Here is a 17,034-nt window from a genome sequence, read left to right on the forward strand (position 1 = left end):
GGGGGTGTCCCGGATCAGTCGCGGCCGACGTGCGGTTCGCGGTCGGGCGGCGGGTGCGGCGGCCGCTCCTCGGCGACGTGCGCACCGGCCTCGCGGACGTCGGCGTCGGGCGCGGCCGCGGCCTTTCCGGGCGGAGGGTCGTTGGTGGGTGGGTCGGGGCCGGGCGCCGGGTCGCCGGGCGGCGGCTGGTCGGGCCCGGGGTTCGGGGCGGAGCCGGACGGCGGGCCCGGGTCGGGATCGGGATGCGGGCCGATCCGGTCGGGGGTCGTGGCCGGGCCGGCGTCGGGATCGTGGTGGCGGTCGGGGTCGGTCATCCCGGTCCCCTACCCCACCCCGCCCGCCGTCACCCGTCGCGTGGCGGATCGGCCCCGCACGCCGGGGGTCAACCGCCACGCGAGGCCTCGCCCGCCCCGCCACGCGAGGCCTCGCCCGCCCGGCCACGCGAGGCCTGGGCCGCCGCACTTCCCCCGAAATAGTTTGGTAGAACTATTCGCGTGAAAGTGAACCACGCGACCCTGGTCGTGCTCGCGCTGCTGGGCGGCGAGCCGATGCACGGGCATCAGATCCGCCGCGTGGCCGAGATCGTCAACCTGAGCGAGTGGGCCGAGGTCTCGACCGGCTCGATCTACAACACCCTCCGCCGGCTGGCCGACGACGGCTCGATCGTCGCCGTCCGCACCGAGCAGGAGGGCAACCGCCCGCCGCGCACCGTCTACACGCTGACCGAGGCCGGCCACTACGAGCTGGAGCGGCTGCGCGAGATCGCCCTCACCCAGCCGATCCCCGACGCCTCGGTGATGCTGGCCCTGATCTTCACCGCCCCCGGCAGCGATCCGGCCGAGCTGCGGCAGCTGCTGACGATCCGGCGCGAGAAGCTGGTCCGCCAGCACGAGGACCTGGTCCACCTGCGCGAGCGCAAGCACGAGCAGGGCGCCCCCGCCAGCGCCGACGTCGCCTTCCGCGCCTGGGAGATGCAGCTCGCCGCCGCGATCGCCTGGCACGACGAGGTCGACGGCCGGATCGACGAGCTGTGCGCGCCCGAGGCGACGATCCGCGCGCCCGACCACCGCCGCGCCGCCGGTCCCGGCATCCCCCGCGGCCGCCGCGACCGCGCCGCCGCCCGGGCCGCCGCCGCGACCGCCCGCACGGACTCGAACCCCACACCGCCGCCGGCCGCCGACGACCCCGCGGCCGCCGCGCCGCCTACCGTCCCCCCGTCCCCTTCCGCCGGCCCGACGCCGGACGCCGGAACCGACACCAGGAGCACCCCGTCGTGAGCACGACGACCACCCCCGCGCCGACCGGCGCACCCCCGCTGGCGATCGACGCCCGCGGCCTGATCAAGCGCTACGGCACCGTCGAGGCCCTCCGCGGGCTCGACCTGGAGGTCCCCGCCGGGACCGTCTTCGGCCTGCTCGGACCGAACGGCGCCGGCAAGTCGACCACGGTCAAGATCCTGACCACCCTCGCCGCGCCGACCGACGGCAGCGCGACCGTGGCCGGGGCCGACGTGCTCCGCGACCCCGCCGCCGTCCGCCGCCGGATCGGCGTCGTCTCGCAGGCGTCGGGCACCGACAAGGCCCTGACCGGGCGCGAGAACCTGGTCCTCCAGGGCCGGATCCACGGGATGGGCAAGGCCGAGGCCCGCGCCCGCGCCGACGAGCTGCTGAGCCGGCTGGCGCTCGACGAGGCCAAGGACCGCGTCGTCAGCGGCTACTCGGGCGGGATGCAGCGGCGGGTCGACATCGCCACCGCGCTGATGCACCGGCCGCAGGTGCTGTTCCTCGACGAGCCGACCACCGGCCTCGACCCCGAGATCCGCGCCGACCTCTGGCAGGTGGTGCGCGAGCTGGCCGACGACGGGATGACCGTCCTGCTCACCACCCACTACCTGGAGGAGGCCGACCAGCTGGCGGCCGAGCTGGCGATCGTCGACCGCGGCCGGGTCGTGGCCAAGGGCACCCCGGCGGCGCTGAAGGCCGAGCTGCAGGGCGACGCGATCGTCGTCGAGCTGGCCGCGCCGGTGCCGGAGGGGCTCGACGTCGCGGCGCTGCTGCGCGAGGGCGCCAGCGGGCTCGGCGAGATCACCGTCGACGGCCAGACCGTCCGCGCCCGCGTCGAGCGCGGCGCCGGCGCCACCCCGCAGGTGCTGCAGGCGCTCGAGGCGCGGCAGCTGGCCGTCGCCTCGATCACGCTCTCCCGGCCGTCGCTCGACGACGTCTACCTGCGCTACACCGGCCGCGCCTTCAGCGAGGCCGACCGGGCCGGCGCCGGCGGCGGCCCGCCCGGTCGCCGCGGACCGGCCCCGTCCCCCACCGCCGAGCCGGCCGCCGCCGGGGAGGAGTCCCGATGAGCAGCACCCTGGCCCAGAGCCGCCACTTCGCCTTCCGCGCCCTGCTGAGCCTCTGGCGGCAGCCGTGGTGGATCGCCGTCACCCTGATCCAGCCGATCGTCTGGCTGGTCCTGTTCGGCGCCCTCTTCAAGAGCGTGACCCAGATCCCGGGCTTCGCCGGCGACGACTTCACCCAGTTCATCGCCCCCGGCGTGATCGTGATGACCGCCTTCTTCTCCGCCGGCTGGGCGGGCATGGGGCTGCTGAACGACATGCAGACCGGGGTCGTCGACCGCTTCCTCGTGACCCCCGCCAGCCGCTCGGCGCAGCTGATCGGCCGCACCGCCCAGGGCGCCACGACGGTGATCGTGCAGTCGCTGATCATCGTCGGGCTGGCGCTGCTGCTGGGGGCCTCGTTCCCCGGCGGGGTGCTCGGGATCCTGGTCCTGCTGGCCGTCGCGGTGCTGCTGGCGGTCGCCGTCGCGGCGCTCTCCTACGCCCTCGCCCTGGTCAGCGGCAAGGAGGAGACGGTGATCGCGGTCATGAACTTCTTCATGCTGCCGCTGACCTTCCTCTCGACGTCGTTCCAGCAGAAGCAGCTGATGCCGGACTGGATGCAGACCGCCACCGACTTCAACCCGCTCAACTGGGCGATCGAGGCGGCCCGCAGCGCGACCCTCGACGTGCCGGTGAACCTGGCCGACGGCGGCGGGGCGGACTGGGGCGCGATCGGCCTGCGGGCCGGGGCGCTGGTGCTGCTGGCGGTCTTCTGCCTGTGGGTCACCGACCGCGCCTTCCGCGCCTACCAGCGGCGGGTCTGAGCGCCCGCCGTTCCGCCGGCGGCTAGTGGCGTCGGCGGCCGCGGCGGGGCCCGCGCGACCCGCCCTCGCGGGCGCGCTGGCGCTCCGCCATCCGCTCGAGCGCGGCCTCGCGCGCGGCCATCATCCGCCGCGCCTCCTCGCGCCGGGCCTCGCGCTCGGCGCGGCGCTCGGGCGAGACGACCTCCTCCGGCCCCTGGTCCACGCCGTAGACGTCGAGCAGCGAGCCCTCGGGCTGGTCGTAGCTGGGACCGCCCCAGCTCGGCTCGGCCCACTCGGCCGGCGGCGGGCGCCGCAGATCGGCCGGCGGCTGCGGCTCGACGCCCGGCCAGGGGACGTCGAGGGTCTCGCCGCCGCGCTGGCCGATCGTCGGCCAGTCGACCGCCGCGTCGTAGAGCCCGCCGGGGTGCTCCTCGGCCGGGGCGGTCGGCGCGACCGGCGGACGACGGCGACCGCGCGGGGGCACCGCGTCGGTCGGCTCCGGGGCGGCCGGAGCCGCCGGGGCGGACGCGCGCGGGGCCCGCGTGGGAGCGCGCTCGGCCGTCGGCGCCACCACCGGCAGCGTGCCGGTCCCGGCCGCCGCGGTCACCGGCACCAGCACCACCAGCCGGCCGGCGATCCAGCGGGCGATCGCCGAGGCGGCCACCAGCGGCAGCGCCAGCACCCCCAGCAGCGCCCCGACCGCCCGCCCCAGCGGCCCGCGGGCGACGGCGCCGATCGTCCCCACCAGCGGCAGCCGGCCGCCGATCGCCGCCAGCCGCGCCCCCAGCCGGACGAAGCGGCCGCCGGCGACCTCGAGCTCGCGCAGCCGCAGCTCGCGCGCCATCCCGACGTAGGCGACGCCGCCGGCGATCACGGCCAGCCCCAGGTAGACGATCGTCACCACCGAGCGACCGGTGCCGGGATCGACCGCGTCGGCGGCGATCCGGCCGATCAGGACCACGCCGGTGGCGACCGCGACCGCGACCACCGAGGCGACCAGCACCTGGATCAGCGAGCGCGCGACCGGCGCCAGCCCCAGCGGCCCGCCCGTCTCCCGCCGCAGCAGCCGGATCTGCATCGCGACCAGCACGACGTTGCCGACGAAGGTGCCGAGGACGATGCCGGCGATCCCCAGCGGGCGGTACATCGCCAGCGAGGCGATCGCCGCCGCCACCAGGCTGCCGAGCGCCAGGCCGGTGTTCGCCCACGGCCGCTGGAGCGCGAAGAAGGTGCGGCTGAGCAGCAGGCTGACGCCGTTGAGGGCCAGGCTGGCGCCGAACCAGACCAGCGCGGTGGTGGTGGCGTCGGTGTTGGCCTCGGTCCACTTGCCGCGCTGGAAGAGCGTCTCGACGATGTCGTGCGAGATCACCGGGCTCATGAACAGCAGCCCGACCGGCACCAGCAGCACCACGATCTGGGCCATCCCGCTGCTGACCAGGCCGCGCAGCTCCTGGCGATCGCGGCGCGAGACGGCGCGGCTGAGGGCCGGGAACAGCACCGTCACGATCGCGACGCTGAAGATGCCCTGGGGCAGCATGTAGAGCCGGAACGCGGCCTCGATCGCGCGCGGGCCGTCGTCGTCGACGTGGCTGGCCAGGATCGAGTTGATGAGGGCGCTGAAGTTGATCAGGCCGAGGCTCAGCGCCACCGGCACCATCAGCACCAGCACCTGGCGCAGGCGCGGGTCGTGGAGGTCGACCCGCGGCACCAGGCGGATCCCGTAGCGGCGCAGCACCGGCACCGCCATCAGCAGCTGGACGACGGTGCCGACCAGCACGCCGATCGCCTGGGCGTAGATCCCGTCGACGTCGCCGGTGCCCCCGAAGGCGGGCAGCAGCGCCAGGTTGACGACGATGATCACGCCGTTCCAGACCAGCGGCGAGAGCGCGGGGACGGTGAAGTGGCCGTAGGCGTTCAGCGCCCCCACCAGCAGGCCGTTGAGGCCCAGCAGCATCACCGTCGGCAGCATCACCTGCGAGAGCCCGCTGACCAGCCCGTCGGCCGCGCCGCCGAGGTCGTTGGAGACCTCCGAGCCGACGAACAGCGGCATGTAGAGCGGCGCGGTCAGCATCGCCACCGCGCAGAGGATCGTCAGCCCGCCGAGCAGGACCCAGAAGAGGGTCGAGATCAGCAGCAGCGCCTCGCGTCGCTTCTTCTGCTCGATCAGGTCGGTGAAGACCGGCACGAAGGCGGCCGACAGCGCCATGTCGGCGAAGAGGCTGCGGAGCAGGTTGGGGACGGTGAAGGCGAGCGTGAAGGCGCTGGCCGCGCCGCTGGCGCCGTAGAGCGCGCTGGCCACCATCTCGCGCACCAGGCCCGCGATCCGCGAGAGCCCGGTGGCGATCGAGAAGATGATCGTGTTGCGGGCGCGCCCCTCGGCGGTGGCCGCTCCGTCCTCGACCGCCGGGAACGAGCCGGTGACGCCGCCGGCGATCGTCGGCTCGGTCGGGGCGGACGCGGCGATCCGTTGTCTGGGGGACGGCACCGGTGCGGCATCCTACGCGGAAGGCAGGTCGGCCCCCGGGTCGCTATGATCCGCCGTCGCTCTATGGCAAACATCGCATCGCAGAAGAAGCGCATCCTGCGCACCGAGCGCGAGCGGCAGGAGAACCGCCGCTACACCTCGGCCATCAAGACCCAGTTCCGCCAGCTGGAGTCGACGGTGCAGTCCGGCGACGCCGCGGCCGCCGACGAGGCTCAGCGTCACCTGATGAGCCTGATCGACAAGGCCGTCAAGACCGGCGCGATCCACCGCAACACCGGCGCGCGCAAGAAGGCCCGCGCCGCCCGGATCCGCGGCGCCGCCGCCTGATCGGCCCCCGGCGCCCTCGGCGCCGCTCGCTCGCACGGCCCGTCTCGACGGGCCGTTCGTCGTTCCGGGACGGCCGCGGCCGCCCCGGGCCTCCGCCCCGCGGTCGCGTTCGGCCGGCCGCGACGTTTCGGTCGCTCAGCGACCGGAACGTCACATCGGGCGGGGCGGCGGCCCCGCCCCGCCCCTCAGCGCCGCGCGGTGACGGCGCCGATCACCCGGATCGCCTCGCTGTCCTGGTCGAGCGTGCTGTCGCCGCGGGCGGCCAGCTCGAGCGCCGCCACCCGGTCGACGGCCATCGCCAGCGTCGGGACGCCGATGTCGCGGGCCTCGGCGATCCGGCGGTCGGCTTGCCACGGCGGCAGCCGGATCGCCTTCGCGACCGTGCCGCGGTCCTCCCCCGCCTCCAGCCGGCGGGCGATCTCGAGCGCGATCCGCAGCCGCGAGGCGAGCATCCCGGTCAGCCGCGCCAGCGACTCGCCCTGGCCGCGCAGGGCCAGGTAGGCGCCGACGGCGACCGCGCGGTCGGCGGCCATGATCGCGTCGACGAAGTCCCAGACCCGCTTCTCGGCCGCGTCGGCGACCGCGCCCTCGACGTCGGCGGTCGACAGCCGGGCGCCGGGGCCGTGCTCCAGCGCCAGCTTCTCCAGCTCGCGCTCCAGCCGCACCCGCCGCTCGCCGACGGCCGAGACCAGCGCCTGGGCGGCGGCGCCGTCCAGCTCGATCCCCAGCCGCCGGGCCTCGCCGACCGCCCAGCGCGGCAGGTCGCGCGCCTTCAGCGCCCGCTCGACGACCAGCGAGCCGCCGATCCGCTCGACGGCCTGGGCCAGCGCCGGCGGCGCGGCCAGCTTCTTGTCCTCCATCGCGACGAAGGCGACGGTCGTCGTCTGCGGGTCGATCGCCGTCAGCGGGCCGATCAGCGACGCGGTCACGTCGGCCTCCTTCCAGCGCTCGACGCCCTCGACCAGCACGAACCGGCGGCCGAGCCCGAGCGTCATCGCCGACAGCGCCGCGGCGGCGCCGGCCGGGGTCGCGTCCTCGTCGGAGAGGACCTCGACGCCCTCGGCCCCGACCTCGCGCTCGGCGGCGGCGCGCAGCCGCGCGCGCCGCTCCGCGACCCGGTCGTGGTCGTCGCCGTGGAGCAGGTAGGCGGGCAGCCAGGCCATCGCTCCCCAGCCTGCCAGAGCGGGCGGCGCCGCGGGTCGCGGGTCAGCGGCTACCGCGGTCGATCGGCACCACCGGCTGCTCGCTGGTCGGCGCGTCGACCGGCGGGGTCGCGACGGTCGGCTGATCGCCGCCGTCGGCGACCGCGGTGAAGGGCCGGCCCGAGGGGTGGACCGGCGACGGCTCGGCGGCCGCGCGGGCCGGGCTCGGCCCCGGGGTCGGGGCCGGCGACGGCACGGCGTCGATCACCCGCGCCAGCAGCCGCTCGCCGCAGCTCCAGCAGAACTCGGCCGAGCGGCCGTGCGGGGCCCCGCACGAGCGGCAGTGGCCGGCGATCCCGGCGTGGTCGGCCAGCAGCCGCTCGACCTCGCTCAGGCGGGCGTCGATCACCTGCAGCTCGGCGGCGCGACGGGTCAGCACCTCGAGCCGGAAGTGGTCGCGGACGGCCATCTCGTAGACCAGGCCACCGAGGTCCCAGGTCCGCTCGGCGACCTCCTCGGCCAGCCGCCGGCGCTCGGCCAGCAGCGCCGACTGGCCGGCGGTCGGGCCCGGCAGCGGGGCGACCGGGGCGGGCTGTGCGCGTCGTCCGAGCACGGTCACTTGCCCGCGTTCGGATCGCCGTCGCCGGTCACCACGACGTCGGGCAGGTTCTCCGAGGCCTCGGCGGCCTGCTTCGGCGTCTTCGCCGCGTCGAGCGCCTTGAGCGCCTTCTTCGACTGCTCGACGACCTTCTTCGGGGCCGCCTTCGGCTTGCTCGGCGTGGCCGACTCGCCGCCGCCGTCCGACGACGACTCGTCCTTGCTCGACGTGTCGCCGGCGTCGGCGGTGGTGTCGGTGGTCGCCGCCGCCTCGGTCGTCGTCGGGGCCGCCGCCTGGGGCGCGGCGCCGCCGACCACGACCGGCTGCTGGTCGCCGCCCTTGCCGCCGACCAGCACGCCGACCCCGAAGGCCAGCAGCACGCAGGCGAGCGCGGCGAGGGTCGTCAGCAGCGTCGGCGAGGTGCCGCCGGCGCCGCCGCCCGCGGGCGCGTAGTAGGCGACCGGCGCGGCCACCATCGGCGGCTGCGTGGCCGGATCGGGCGCGAGCGCGTCGCGGTAGGGCAGGCGGGCGCCGTCACGGCGCGCGCCGCAGCTCAGGCAGTAGCGCTGGTCGGCCGCGAGGACGGCACCGCAGGCGGCGCAGGTCCCCGCGCGGGGATCGAGGGGCGGGAGGGGTGCGGTGCTCATCGTGGGGCGATCACTTCTTGCGGAGGACGGTCGGGGGCGCCGCGGCACGCAGCCGCGCGCCGCGGGCGTCGCCGACCAGGAAGGCGACGAAGGACTCGCTGGCGCCGGGCGCCAGCCGCTCGATCTCGGCCGCGCCGGCGGCGACGGTGCGGCCGCCGCGCTCGGCGGTCACGAAGACGACCAGGTTGGCCTGGGTCACCGAGCCGTCGTTGCGGACCCGGCCGGCGGCGGTCGCGCGGCCGTCCTCGCGGCCGCCGTGGAGGCCGGAGACCCGCAGCCGCGGGATCCGCGCCGCCGGCACCGTCCGCGCGCGACCGGGGTTGGCGACCGCGCGCCCGCGGGCGGCGTCGGCCGGCAGCTGGTCGTTGACCCAGGTCAGCCGCTCGCCCGGGCGCAGCGCGGTCACCCGCAGCAGCTCGCGGTCGAGGCCGGCGGTGCGGTTGGTGTAGAGCGAGGTCGCGCCGCGCCGCACCCGGACGCCGATCGGCAGGTCGACGAGCGCCCGCTCGCCGACGTTGCGGACCTCGATCGCGACCGCCGCGCCGTCGGCGCCGCCGAGCAGCGTCGGCCGCCCCAGCCGGACCCCGGGGGTCGCGCGGCCCAGCCGCACCAGCGGCTCGTGCTGGGAGCCGACGGCGCCCAGCTCCTTGGCCCGCTGGGCGCTCAGCTCCTGGGTCGTCGTGCAGCCGGCGAGCGCCAGCGCGGCGGCGCCCGCGAACGCGACGGTGACGGGGGCGGCGAGCGGCCGCCGGGGGTTCGGGGCGCCCCCGGGGCTCACCCGAAGCTCCCCCCGACGTACTCGCGGGTGCGCTCGGCGCGGGGCCGCTCGAACAGCTCCTCGGTCGGGCCGTACTCGACCAGGTCGCCCAGGTACATGAAGGCGACGTTGTCGGCCACCCGCCGGGCCTGCTGCAGGTTGTGGGTGACGATCACGATCGCCAGCTCGCGCCGCAGCTCGTGGATCAGCTGCTCGATCACGGTGGTCGAGATCGGGTCGAGCGCCGAGCAGGGCTCGTCCATCAGCAGCACCTCGGGCTCGACCGCCAGCGCGCGGGCGATGCAGAGCCGCTGCTGCTGGCCGCCGGAGAGCCGCAGCGCCGGCCGCCCGAGGTCGTGCGAGACCTCGTCCCAGAGCCCCGCCCGGCGCAGCGCCTGCTCGACCCGCGGCAGCAGCTCGCGCTTGCCCGGCCGCTTGCGCGACTGCTCGCGGAGCGCGTAGGCGACGTTGTCGAAGATCGACATCGGGAACGGGTTGGGCTGCTGGAAGACCATCGAGACGCGCCGCCGCAGGCGGGTCATCTCAAGCTGGTCGACGTCGTCGCCGTCGAGCACGATCCGGCCCTCGCGGCGGGCGCCGGGGGTCAGCTCGATCAGCCGGTTGAGCGACCGCAGGAGGGTCGTCTTGCCGCAGCCGGAGGGACCGATCAGGGCCAGCACCTCGCCCTCGTGGACCGGCAGCGTGACCGCGTTGACCGCCGGCCGCGGGGCGTCGCCGTAGAAGATCGAGAGACCGTCGATCCGCAGCCGCTCGCGGCCGGTGGCGGGCCGCAGGGCGCGCTCGATCGAGGGCGAGACGTAGGGCCGCTCGGCGGGGTCGTCGGCGACCACGGTCGGCGCCCGGTCGAGGGCGATCCGGCGGACCGGCGGCGGGTAGGCGGCCTCGCGGCCGGGGTCTCCCCCGCTCCCGCCGGTCGGATCCTGGGGCTCGGTGGCCGGTCGGCTCATGCGCTTCTCACTTCTGCAGCGTCCGGGCGGGGTCGCGGCGGCCCGCGATCGAGACGAGCGCGTTCAGCCCGAGCACGATCAGGAGCAGCACGAAGGCGGCGGCGTAGGCCTTCTCGGGCGCGCCGCCCTCCCCCGCCGGGGAGTTGTTGTAGACGTAGCTGGTCAGGGTCGAGCCGGTGCCGGTGAGCGTGCTCCAGAGCGGCGCGCTGCCCTCCGGCTCGATCCGCAGCGTGGCGCCGAGCAGCACCACGACGATCGCGGTGTCGCCGGCGATCCGGCCCATCCCGAGCGCGGTCCCGGTCGCGATCCCCGGCCGCACGCTCGGCAGCAGCACCGCCCGGATCGTCGACCAGCGGGTCTTGCCGAGGGCGTAGCTGGCCTCGCGCAGGTGCTGCGGGATCGACAGCAGCGCCTCGCGGGTGGCGGTGAAGATCGACGGGATCGCGATCAGCGACATCATCGCCCCGGCGGTCAGGAAGCTGCGGCCGAAGACCGCGCCGCCGTCGGCGGTGAACGACATCCACGACATCAGCGGCAGCTGGAAGATCGCCAGGCCGAAGATCGCGATCACGATCGAGGGCGAGCCGGCGATCACCTCGATCATCGACTCGACCGTCCGCGCCAGCCACCGCGGGCGGCCGAACTCGACCACCCAGAGCGCGGCCCCGACGGCCAGCGGCAGCGCGATCAGCGTGCCGACGATCACCATGATCACCGTGCCGAGGATCGGGTCGAGGATCCCGCCGCTCCTGGTCTGGTCGAGGCTCGGCTCGGGCTGGCTGACGAGCAGGTCGAGGCTCAGGTAGCGCAGCCCCTGGACCAGCATGTAGCCGAGGATCGAGGCGGCGACCAGGCAGAGCCCGATCCCGACCGCCCAGGCGGCGGCGACCCCGATCAGGTCGGTGACGCGCCAGTGGCGCAGCTCGGCCCGTAGCCGGCGGACCCGCTCGCGGCGGGCGCCGCCGGTCTCGCCGGCGGGCACGGTCGGGGTGCTCATCGGGCCCCCTGGGCGCGCAGCGAGCGCTTGATGAAGTAGGACCCGAGCGAGAGCACGAAGCAGCTGACCAGCAGCAGCAGCGCGAACGCGTAGAGCGTCGACTTGAGCGCCGCCGAGTTGATCGACTCGGTGTTCTCCGCGATCGTCGCCGCCAGCGGGCGCAGCGGCTCGAAGAGGAAGATCAGGCCGTCCTGGATCCGCGGCGCGTAGCCGTTCGATCCGGAGACCATCGAGAGCATGATCGCCTCGCCGAGGGCGCGAGCGCTGGCGAGCACGGCGGCGGCGACGATCGCCGGCCGGATCGCCACGATCGCGACCGACATCGTCGCCCGCCACTGGGTGACGCCGAGCGCCAGCGCGCCCTCGCGCCAGCCGCGCGGGACGGCCTCCAGCGCGTCGGTGATCAGCGCGATCATGATCGGCGTCACCATCAGCGTCAGCAGCAGCACCGACACGAGCAGGCCGGGGCCGGTCAGCGGGATCACGTGCTGGACCGACTGCCGCTGGCTCTCGCTGATCAGGTGGTCGTTGACCCACGGGACCAGCACCAGGATCCCGATCAGGCCATAGATCACCGACGGCACCGCCGCCAGCAGCCGCACGACCGGGACCACCAGGTTGCGGACCCGGCGCGGGGCCAGGTCGACGATGAAGATCGCGGCCAGGACCGAGACGACGATCCCGATCGCGATCGAGAGCACGGTCGTCAGGGCGGTGCCGAAGATCAGCGGCCAGGCCTTGATCGCGTAGGCCTCGGGCGGCGGCGACGCCCCGCCCTCGACCATCGAGCCGAGCTGCTGGTCGACGGTCCCGCCGGTGCTGGCCGAGCCGTCGCCGAGCCAGCCGAGCCCGTTGTGCTGGAAGGTCGGCCAGGCCTGGATGGTCACGAAGACCACCATCGCCAGGACGATCAGCACCACGGCGACGGCCGGCGCGCCGAGCAGCAGCCCGGCGCGCCGATCGCTCAATGGTCCTCGCATGCGGGCGAGCAACGAACGTTCCCCTGTCGGCTCGCCCGCGCGGGACTCAGAGGGAGAGCCACTCCGTGTTGGTGATCTTCTTGGCGGCCTTGTTGCCCCTGACCCAGGCGATGAACTTCTTCGCCTCGCCCTGCGGCACGCCGCGGGTCACGAGCCAGAAGTTGCGGACCGCGCCGTAGCGCTTGGCCTTCGCGTTCGCGCGGGTGCAGGCGACGCCGTTGTAGCCGACCGCGTTGGTGCCCTTGACGAAGTCGAGCGAGACGTAGCCGATCGCGTTCGCGTCGCTCTTGACGCTCTGCTGGACCAGGCCGTTGGAGGGCTTGGCGGCGACGACCGTCGAGAGCGGCGTCGAGCCCATGAACAGCTTCTGGAAGGCGTCGGCCGTACCGGAGGTCGATGTGCGGGTGACCAGGTTGATCGTGCCCTTGGCGGACGAGCCCGGGACCTGCGACCAGTCGCGGATCTTGCCCGAGAAGATGCCCTGGATGTCGGACTGCGAGAGGCTGCTGATCCGGTTCGAGCTGTTGGTGATCAGGCAGACCGCGTCACGCGCGATCTTGGTGAAGGCGAGGCCGCCCGGATCGCCGCTGCTCTTCGGGTCGCGCGAGCTCATCCCGATCGTGACGGCGCCCTTGGCCGCGTCGCTGATGCCGACGTCCGAGCCGCCCTGGGCGATCTTGATCTTGACGCCCTTGTGGCTCTTCTTGTACGCCTTGGCCAGCTGGCTGGCGAGCGGGTAGACCGAGGTCGAGCCGCTCATCGTGATGACCTTGGACTTCGCCTCGGCGGCGGCCGGAACGGCCACGAGGCTGACGGTGACGGCCAGCGCTGAGAGGGCGCGAGCGGAGTTGCGCATCGAACGGTGCTCCTTGGTGACGAGAGGGGGTCCCAGCCGCGGGCCCTCCAGCGGGCGGCACGACGGCGACCGGGAGCATGGCCACCGCGGCGACCCCAGTTGTGACGTTTCCGTGTCAACCGTGTGAATGGTGGGGTTGGTGGGCACGTGCACACAAACACCCGCCGGTCGTCACACCATCACCACCGCGTCGTCACAGCCCAGTAACACCCCGCGATAGGCGGTGGTCGATGGTCCTCCGTCATGCGCGGGGTCGACGATCGATCGGAGCAGACCGGTGCGCCCGCACCGGCGGGCGCCGACGCCGTCACCGGCCCCTGTCGCGAGTGCGGAGCGGCGACCGTCGCCGACCAGCGCTACTGCCTGACCTGCGGCGCGCTGGTCGGCGACCGGCGGCTCGACCCGCTGCGGATCGCGCGCGGCGAGGGCGCCTTCGGCGAGCCGGCCGCGGCCACCCGAGCGACTGCGGCCGCCGGCGCCGCGAGCGGCGACGGCGACGAGCGGCGGCCGTTCTCGCCGGTGCCGCTGACCGCGATCGCGACGGTCCTGATCGCGGCCGCCGGCGGCGTCCTGGCCGGCGGCTCCGGCGGGGCCGCGGCGCCCGCGCTCGCCGGGCCGAGCGCGCCCGCCCCGCCGGCGGCCACGACCACCACCACCCCCGCCGCGCCCGCGCCGGCGGCCGACGCCGGTGGCGGCGACAGCAGCGCCGACGCCGGCGACGCCGCCACGGCCGAGCCGACCACCGACGTGGTCGAGGAGCCGGCCGCCGACGAGCCGGTGGCCGAGGAGCCGGCCGCCCCCGCCCCCGCGCCGCCGGCCGAGGAGGAGGATCCGCCGATCGGGCCGGCGACCACGACGATCGGCCACGCCTGGGTGATCGCGCTGCAGGGACCGGGGGCCGCCGAGGCGGTCTCGGCGATCGGCGGCGGTGGCGTCCAGCTGCCGGCGGCGACCACCGTCACCCAGGGCGGACTCGCGAACGCGCTGGCGCTGACGGCGGGCGCGGCCCCGACCCCGCGCACCCGCGCCGGCTGCCGCGACGCCCAGGCCCCGGCCGCCGGGGCCGCGCCGGCCGCCGACGACCCCTGCGCGCTGCCGGCCACGACCGCCTCGATCCCGGCCGCGCTGAGCGCCGCCCAGCGCCCCTGGCGGGTCTACCTGGACACCGTGCCCGAGGGCCGCGCCGCCGGGGCCGCCCCGCCGGCCGGCGCCTGCGACCTGCCGCCGGCCGGCGACGCCGCCGCGACCGCGCTCGCCGCGCGTTCGCCGTTCGCCCACCTGACCGGTCTCCGCGAGGGCGGGGCCTGCGCGACCGCGGTCCGCAGCCTCGGGCAGCTCGACGGCGACCTGGCCGACGCCGGGGCCACGGCCGCCTTCTCGTACCTGGCGCTCGGCGGCTGCGCGGCCCCCGGCGCGGCGGCGGCCAAGCCGCTGGCCGACCAGCTGCGCGACGCGGTCGTCTCGATCACCACCAGCCCCGCCTACGGCCAGGGCGGGCTGCTGGTCGTGACCACCACCGACGACGCCGCGGCCTGCGGCGGCGCGACCGCGCGGGCCCGGTCGCGGACTGCGGCTCGCTCGCGCGCGGCGTTCCCGGGCGACCCGCAGGCGCCGGCCGGCGTCGCCAGCCCGACGGTCGTCTACAGCCCCTGGTCGGAGGCCGGCTCCACGAGCCCGACGGCCTACGACGGGCTGGCGATCGCGAAGACCGTCGCGACGGTCCTGGGGGTCGCGCCCCCGGGGCTGGCCGCCGGCGACGCGGTCCCCCTCTTCGGCAGCGACGTCCTCGGCCGGGCCGCCCCCGGCAGCGGGGACGGCGCCTCGCGCGCGGTCGCGCGCACGCCCACCCCCGTGTCCCGTCGATGAGCAGCAGCCCACGACGGCGGCGCGCCCGGCCCTGCGCCGGTGCCTCCCCCTCCGGATTCCCCGGACCCCTCACCCCACCTCGACGAGGAGCACCTCCGTTGACCGCATCAGCCCGCATCGCCGGCTTCGCCGCCGCCGTCGCGACCGTGGCCGCCCTCGGCGTCTCGACCGCGTCGGCCCAGACCGTGGACCCGCCGGACCAGATCGTCACGCCGGGCACGCTGGCCCCGCCGGACGGCAGCCGCAACCCGAACCAGAACAGCTGCCACTTCAACCTGAAGTCGCAGAAGCGCACCAAGGGCGAGGACCTGCGGGTCGACTACACGCTCCAGTGCGCGCTGCCGATCAACGCCTACTCGGTGTCGGTCTCGGCCGACGGCGACGAGCCGGTCTCGCTCTACGGGGGCGAGATCTTCCCGCACAAGAAGACCGGCGAGGTGCTCGCCGACCAGTCGTTCGGCTGCTTCGGCGAGCTGCCCGGCTGGGGCTTCAACTGCACCGGCAGCTACGGCGGCGCCTACGCGCTGATCCCGGGCACCTTCGACCTCGACGTGCCGGCCGCGATCACCAACCTGCGCAACGTGCCGGGCCTGAAGGTCACGGTCACGACGATCCGCTGGACGGGCAGCCCGGACGGCAAGGGCGGCTTCAAGAAGAACGCCGACGGCAGCCCGACGATCGTCGGCGCGATCGCCGGTCCCTTCAAGGCGAAGCTGCGCGACCCGAAGCCGGTCGCGAAGAAGGCCAAGGCCAAGGCCAAGAAGGCCAAGGCCGCCGCGAAGACCCGCCGCGCCGCCCGCTAGGGCGACCGCTGCCCCGCGGGGCGGACCGGCCGCGTGCCGGTCCGCCCCGCGGTCCTCAGCGCCGGACCCGCGGGTTGTCGATCCGGCCGAGCCGGTCGACCAGCTCGCGCCACTGGGCCGGCCGCAGCACCGCCGCGACCTGGCGGCCGAGCCGCGGACCGGCCGCGCCCGTGCCCGCCTGGGGCCGGAAGCCGACGTGGATGTGGTCGTCGTGGTCGCCGAGCGCGAGCACGTTCGGCGCGCCGCCGAAGTCGGAGGGACGCATCAGGCTGATGATCTGGTGCGGCTCCATCGCGCCCTGCAGGCGCAGCAGCAGCCGGATCGTGCGGGCGGTGATCGAGCCCGGGCCCTGGGTGGTGGGCGTGATGGTGATGCCGTCGACCTGGGCGATGTCGACCGCGCTGCCGCTCGAGTGCTCGGAGACGTTGCCCGAGGCCGACAGGTAGCTGTGGCCGGTGCGCAGCGAGGTGATCGTCAGCCGGTGGCCGCTGGCGGTCAGGTACTCGAGGGTCGCCAGCACCCGCCGGTCGATCGCCCCGGCGGCGATGTCGGCGCGGCCGCCGGGATAGATCGCGAGCCGCCGGTCGCCGAGCACCCGACGCTGGAGCTGCTCCTTGCTCAGCAGCAGCAGCCGGCCGACGTCGACGTCGGCGCCGTCGTCGGCGGGATCGGCGAGCAGCCGGCTGCGGCGCTCGTTGCCGAAGACGGCGGCCCGGTCGAGCAGCCGCCAGCCGTCGACGATCGGCCGCGGATCGATCCGCGGCGCCTCGGGGCCGCCGGGACGGATCGCGAACCGGAGGCTGGCGCGGCGGCGGGTGGTGGTGGACGGGTCGGGGTCGGGGTCGGGGGTGGCGGCTGCGGCGTCGGAGGTGGTGGTCGGGGCGGTGGCGGCGTCGGTGTCGGTCGCGGCGGCGGCGTCGGTCGGGGCGGCGGTGTCGGGGTCGGCGGGGCCGAGCCGGCCGAGGACGGTGCCGGCGACCACGCGGCTGCCGCGCCGCAGCGGCACCAGCCGCAGGTCGCGGCGACGGACCTGGCCGGCGCGGACCAGGTAGCGGGCGACCTCGTCGGGGGTCCGGTCGGCGGCCGGGTCGTCGGGGTCGGCGTCGGTTGGGGGTCCGTCGGCGGGCGGCGCGATCGTCGCCGGCGCCAGCAGCTCGGGCATCGCCGGATCGAGCGGGCCGCGGCCGGCGGGGGCCAGCAGCTCGGCGGGGACCGTGGCGGCGGTCGCCGGCGGGGGGCCGGCGAGGGCGGGGTCGGCGGCGGGGGTCGCCGGCGGGACGGTCGCGGACGCGCCCTGGGGCGCGGTCGCGGCGCCGCTGTCGGCGGCGCCCGGATCGGCCGCCCAGGAGCCGGTCCCGGACCGCACGCCGACGGCCTCGACCGTGCTTCCACCGACCGCCGACCGCGCCGGCGATCGTCCCGCTCACCCCGGGCCGAGCATCCGCCGGGACTGGTCCTGGCCGTCGCCTCGCTCGG

General features: G+C 75.9%; 17 protein-coding genes. 6 read left to right on the forward strand and 11 right to left on the reverse strand.

What is annotated here, in order from left to right; all coding sequences use genetic code 11:
• Positions 1-14 precede the first annotated feature (14 nt).
• Entirely contained in the window at positions 15-314 is a 300-nt protein-coding gene (locus tag SH587_RS23445; protein ID WP_320673086.1) for a hypothetical protein, read from the reverse strand.
• Between the two features lie 180 nt (positions 315-494).
• Here SH587_RS23445 and SH587_RS23450 point away from each other — a divergent pair, with 180 nt between their 5' ends.
• Genes SH587_RS23450 through SH587_RS23460 form a run of 3 tightly spaced genes read left to right on the forward strand, consistent with a single transcriptional unit; the run spans position 495 to position 3,153 of the window.
• Positions 495-1,277, forward strand: a complete 783-nt coding sequence (locus SH587_RS23450) for a PadR family transcriptional regulator (protein ID WP_320673087.1) — start codon at positions 495-497, stop codon at positions 1,275-1,277.
• On the forward strand, positions 1,274-2,353 hold the full coding sequence (locus SH587_RS23455) for an ATP-binding cassette domain-containing protein (RefSeq protein ID WP_320673088.1): 1,080 nt from the start codon (positions 1,274-1,276) through the stop codon (positions 2,351-2,353). Before SH587_RS23450 ends, SH587_RS23455 begins: the two co-directional genes overlap by 4 nt.
• Positions 2,350-3,153: an ABC transporter permease gene (locus SH587_RS23460; protein ID WP_320673089.1), complete on the forward strand. Its 804-nt coding sequence runs from the start codon at positions 2,350-2,352 to the stop codon at positions 3,151-3,153. The genes SH587_RS23455 and SH587_RS23460 overlap by 4 nt, the downstream gene beginning before the upstream one ends.
• A gap of 22 nt (positions 3,154-3,175) precedes the next feature.
• Here SH587_RS23460 and murJ read toward each other — a convergent pair whose 3' ends face one another.
• Complete coding sequence (murJ, locus tag SH587_RS23465) at positions 3,176-5,617, reverse strand: murein biosynthesis integral membrane protein MurJ (RefSeq protein WP_320673090.1); 2,442 nt, start codon at positions 5,615-5,617, stop codon at positions 3,176-3,178.
• Positions 5,618-5,680: 63 nt separating this feature from the next.
• On the opposite strand from murJ, the gene rpsT reads away from it, so the two are divergent.
• The gene (gene rpsT / locus SH587_RS23470; RefSeq protein ID WP_320673091.1) at positions 5,681-5,944 is read left to right on the forward strand and encodes a 30S ribosomal protein S20; all 264 of its coding nucleotides are present in this window, start codon (positions 5,681-5,683) and stop codon (positions 5,942-5,944) included.
• Between the two features lie 185 nt (positions 5,945-6,129).
• Here the strand turns inward: rpsT and holA are convergent, their stop codons facing one another.
• The 8 genes from holA to SH587_RS23510 all read right to left on the reverse strand — a co-directional run bounded on the left by holA (position 6,130) and on the right by SH587_RS23510 (position 12,889).
• On the reverse strand, positions 6,130-7,107 hold the full coding sequence (holA, locus tag SH587_RS23475) for a DNA polymerase III subunit delta (protein WP_320673092.1): 978 nt from the start codon (positions 7,105-7,107) through the stop codon (positions 6,130-6,132).
• Positions 7,108-7,150: 43 nt separating this feature from the next.
• A complete protein-coding gene (locus SH587_RS23480) occupies positions 7,151-7,699 on the reverse strand; it encodes a hypothetical protein (RefSeq protein WP_320673093.1) in 549 nt (182 codons plus the stop codon).
• 2 nt (positions 7,700-7,701) lie between these two features.
• Positions 7,702-8,331: a hypothetical protein gene (locus SH587_RS23485; protein ID WP_320673094.1), complete on the reverse strand. Its 630-nt coding sequence runs from the start codon at positions 8,329-8,331 to the stop codon at positions 7,702-7,704.
• Positions 8,332-8,341: 10 nt separating this feature from the next.
• On the reverse strand, positions 8,342-9,109 hold the full coding sequence (locus SH587_RS23490; RefSeq protein WP_320673095.1) for a hypothetical protein: 768 nt from the start codon (positions 9,107-9,109) through the stop codon (positions 8,342-8,344).
• Positions 9,106-9,855, reverse strand: coding sequence for a phosphate ABC transporter ATP-binding protein (locus tag SH587_RS23495; RefSeq protein WP_375341808.1), 750 nt, complete (start codon positions 9,853-9,855; stop codon positions 9,106-9,108). The genes SH587_RS23490 and SH587_RS23495 overlap by 4 nt, the downstream gene beginning before the upstream one ends.
• A gap of 208 nt (positions 9,856-10,063) precedes the next feature.
• Positions 10,064-11,053: a PstA family ABC transporter permease gene (locus SH587_RS23500; protein ID WP_320673097.1), complete on the reverse strand. Its 990-nt coding sequence runs from the start codon at positions 11,051-11,053 to the stop codon at positions 10,064-10,066.
• Positions 11,050-12,021 carry a phosphate ABC transporter permease subunit PstC gene (gene pstC / locus SH587_RS23505; RefSeq protein WP_320673098.1) on the reverse strand — a complete coding sequence of 324 codons (972 nt, stop codon included), beginning with the start codon at positions 12,019-12,021 and terminating at the stop codon, positions 11,050-11,052. Before pstC ends, SH587_RS23500 begins: the two co-directional genes overlap by 4 nt.
• Positions 12,022-12,079: 58 nt before the next feature.
• A complete protein-coding gene (locus tag SH587_RS23510) occupies positions 12,080-12,889 on the reverse strand; it encodes a phosphate ABC transporter substrate-binding protein (protein ID WP_320673099.1) in 810 nt (269 codons plus the stop codon).
• Between the two features lie 243 nt (positions 12,890-13,132).
• Here SH587_RS23510 and SH587_RS23515 point away from each other — a divergent pair, with 243 nt between their 5' ends.
• Positions 13,133-14,755, forward strand: a complete 1,623-nt coding sequence (locus SH587_RS23515) for a hypothetical protein (RefSeq protein WP_320673100.1) — start codon at positions 13,133-13,135, stop codon at positions 14,753-14,755.
• A 98-nt stretch (positions 14,756-14,853) separates the two neighbouring features.
• The gene (locus tag SH587_RS23520; RefSeq protein ID WP_320673101.1) at positions 14,854-15,558 is read left to right on the forward strand and encodes a hypothetical protein; all 705 of its coding nucleotides are present in this window, start codon (positions 14,854-14,856) and stop codon (positions 15,556-15,558) included.
• 55 nt (positions 15,559-15,613) lie between these two features.
• Here SH587_RS23520 and SH587_RS23525 read toward each other — a convergent pair whose 3' ends face one another.
• Positions 15,614-16,924 carry a hypothetical protein gene (locus tag SH587_RS23525; RefSeq protein ID WP_320673102.1) on the reverse strand — a complete coding sequence of 437 codons (1,311 nt, stop codon included), beginning with the start codon at positions 16,922-16,924 and terminating at the stop codon, positions 15,614-15,616.
• Positions 16,925-17,034: the final 110 nt, after the last annotated feature.

It is taken from the genome of Patulibacter defluvii (assembly GCF_034096925.1).
Taxonomy (GTDB): Bacteria; Actinomycetota; Thermoleophilia; order Solirubrobacterales; family Solirubrobacteraceae; genus Patulibacter; species Patulibacter defluvii.

What these genes read in the sequence shown, in the direction of transcription:
- SH587_RS23445 (WP_320673086.1), bottom strand. Translation starts at nt 314, where the DNA reads ATGACCGACCCCGACCGCCACCACGATCCCGACGCCGGCCCGGCCACG.
- SH587_RS23460 (WP_320673089.1), top strand. Translation starts at nt 2,350, where the DNA reads ATGAGCAGCACCCTGGCCCAGAGCCGCCACTTCGCCTTCCGCGCCCTG.
- rpsT (WP_320673091.1), top strand. Translation starts at nt 5,681, where the DNA reads ATGGCAAACATCGCATCGCAGAAGAAGCGCATCCTGCGCACCGAGCGC.
- holA (WP_320673092.1), bottom strand. Translation starts at nt 7,107, where the DNA reads ATGGCCTGGCTGCCCGCCTACCTGCTCCACGGCGACGACCACGACCGG.
- SH587_RS23485 (WP_320673094.1), bottom strand. Translation starts at nt 8,331, where the DNA reads ATGAGCACCGCACCCCTCCCGCCCCTCGATCCCCGCGCGGGGACCTGC.
- SH587_RS23500 (WP_320673097.1), bottom strand. Translation starts at nt 11,053, where the DNA reads ATGAGCACCCCGACCGTGCCCGCCGGCGAGACCGGCGGCGCCCGCCGC.
- SH587_RS23510 (WP_320673099.1), bottom strand. Translation starts at nt 12,889, where the DNA reads ATGCGCAACTCCGCTCGCGCCCTCTCAGCGCTGGCCGTCACCGTCAGC.
- SH587_RS23515 (WP_320673100.1), top strand. Translation starts at nt 13,133, where the DNA reads ATGCGCGGGGTCGACGATCGATCGGAGCAGACCGGTGCGCCCGCACCG.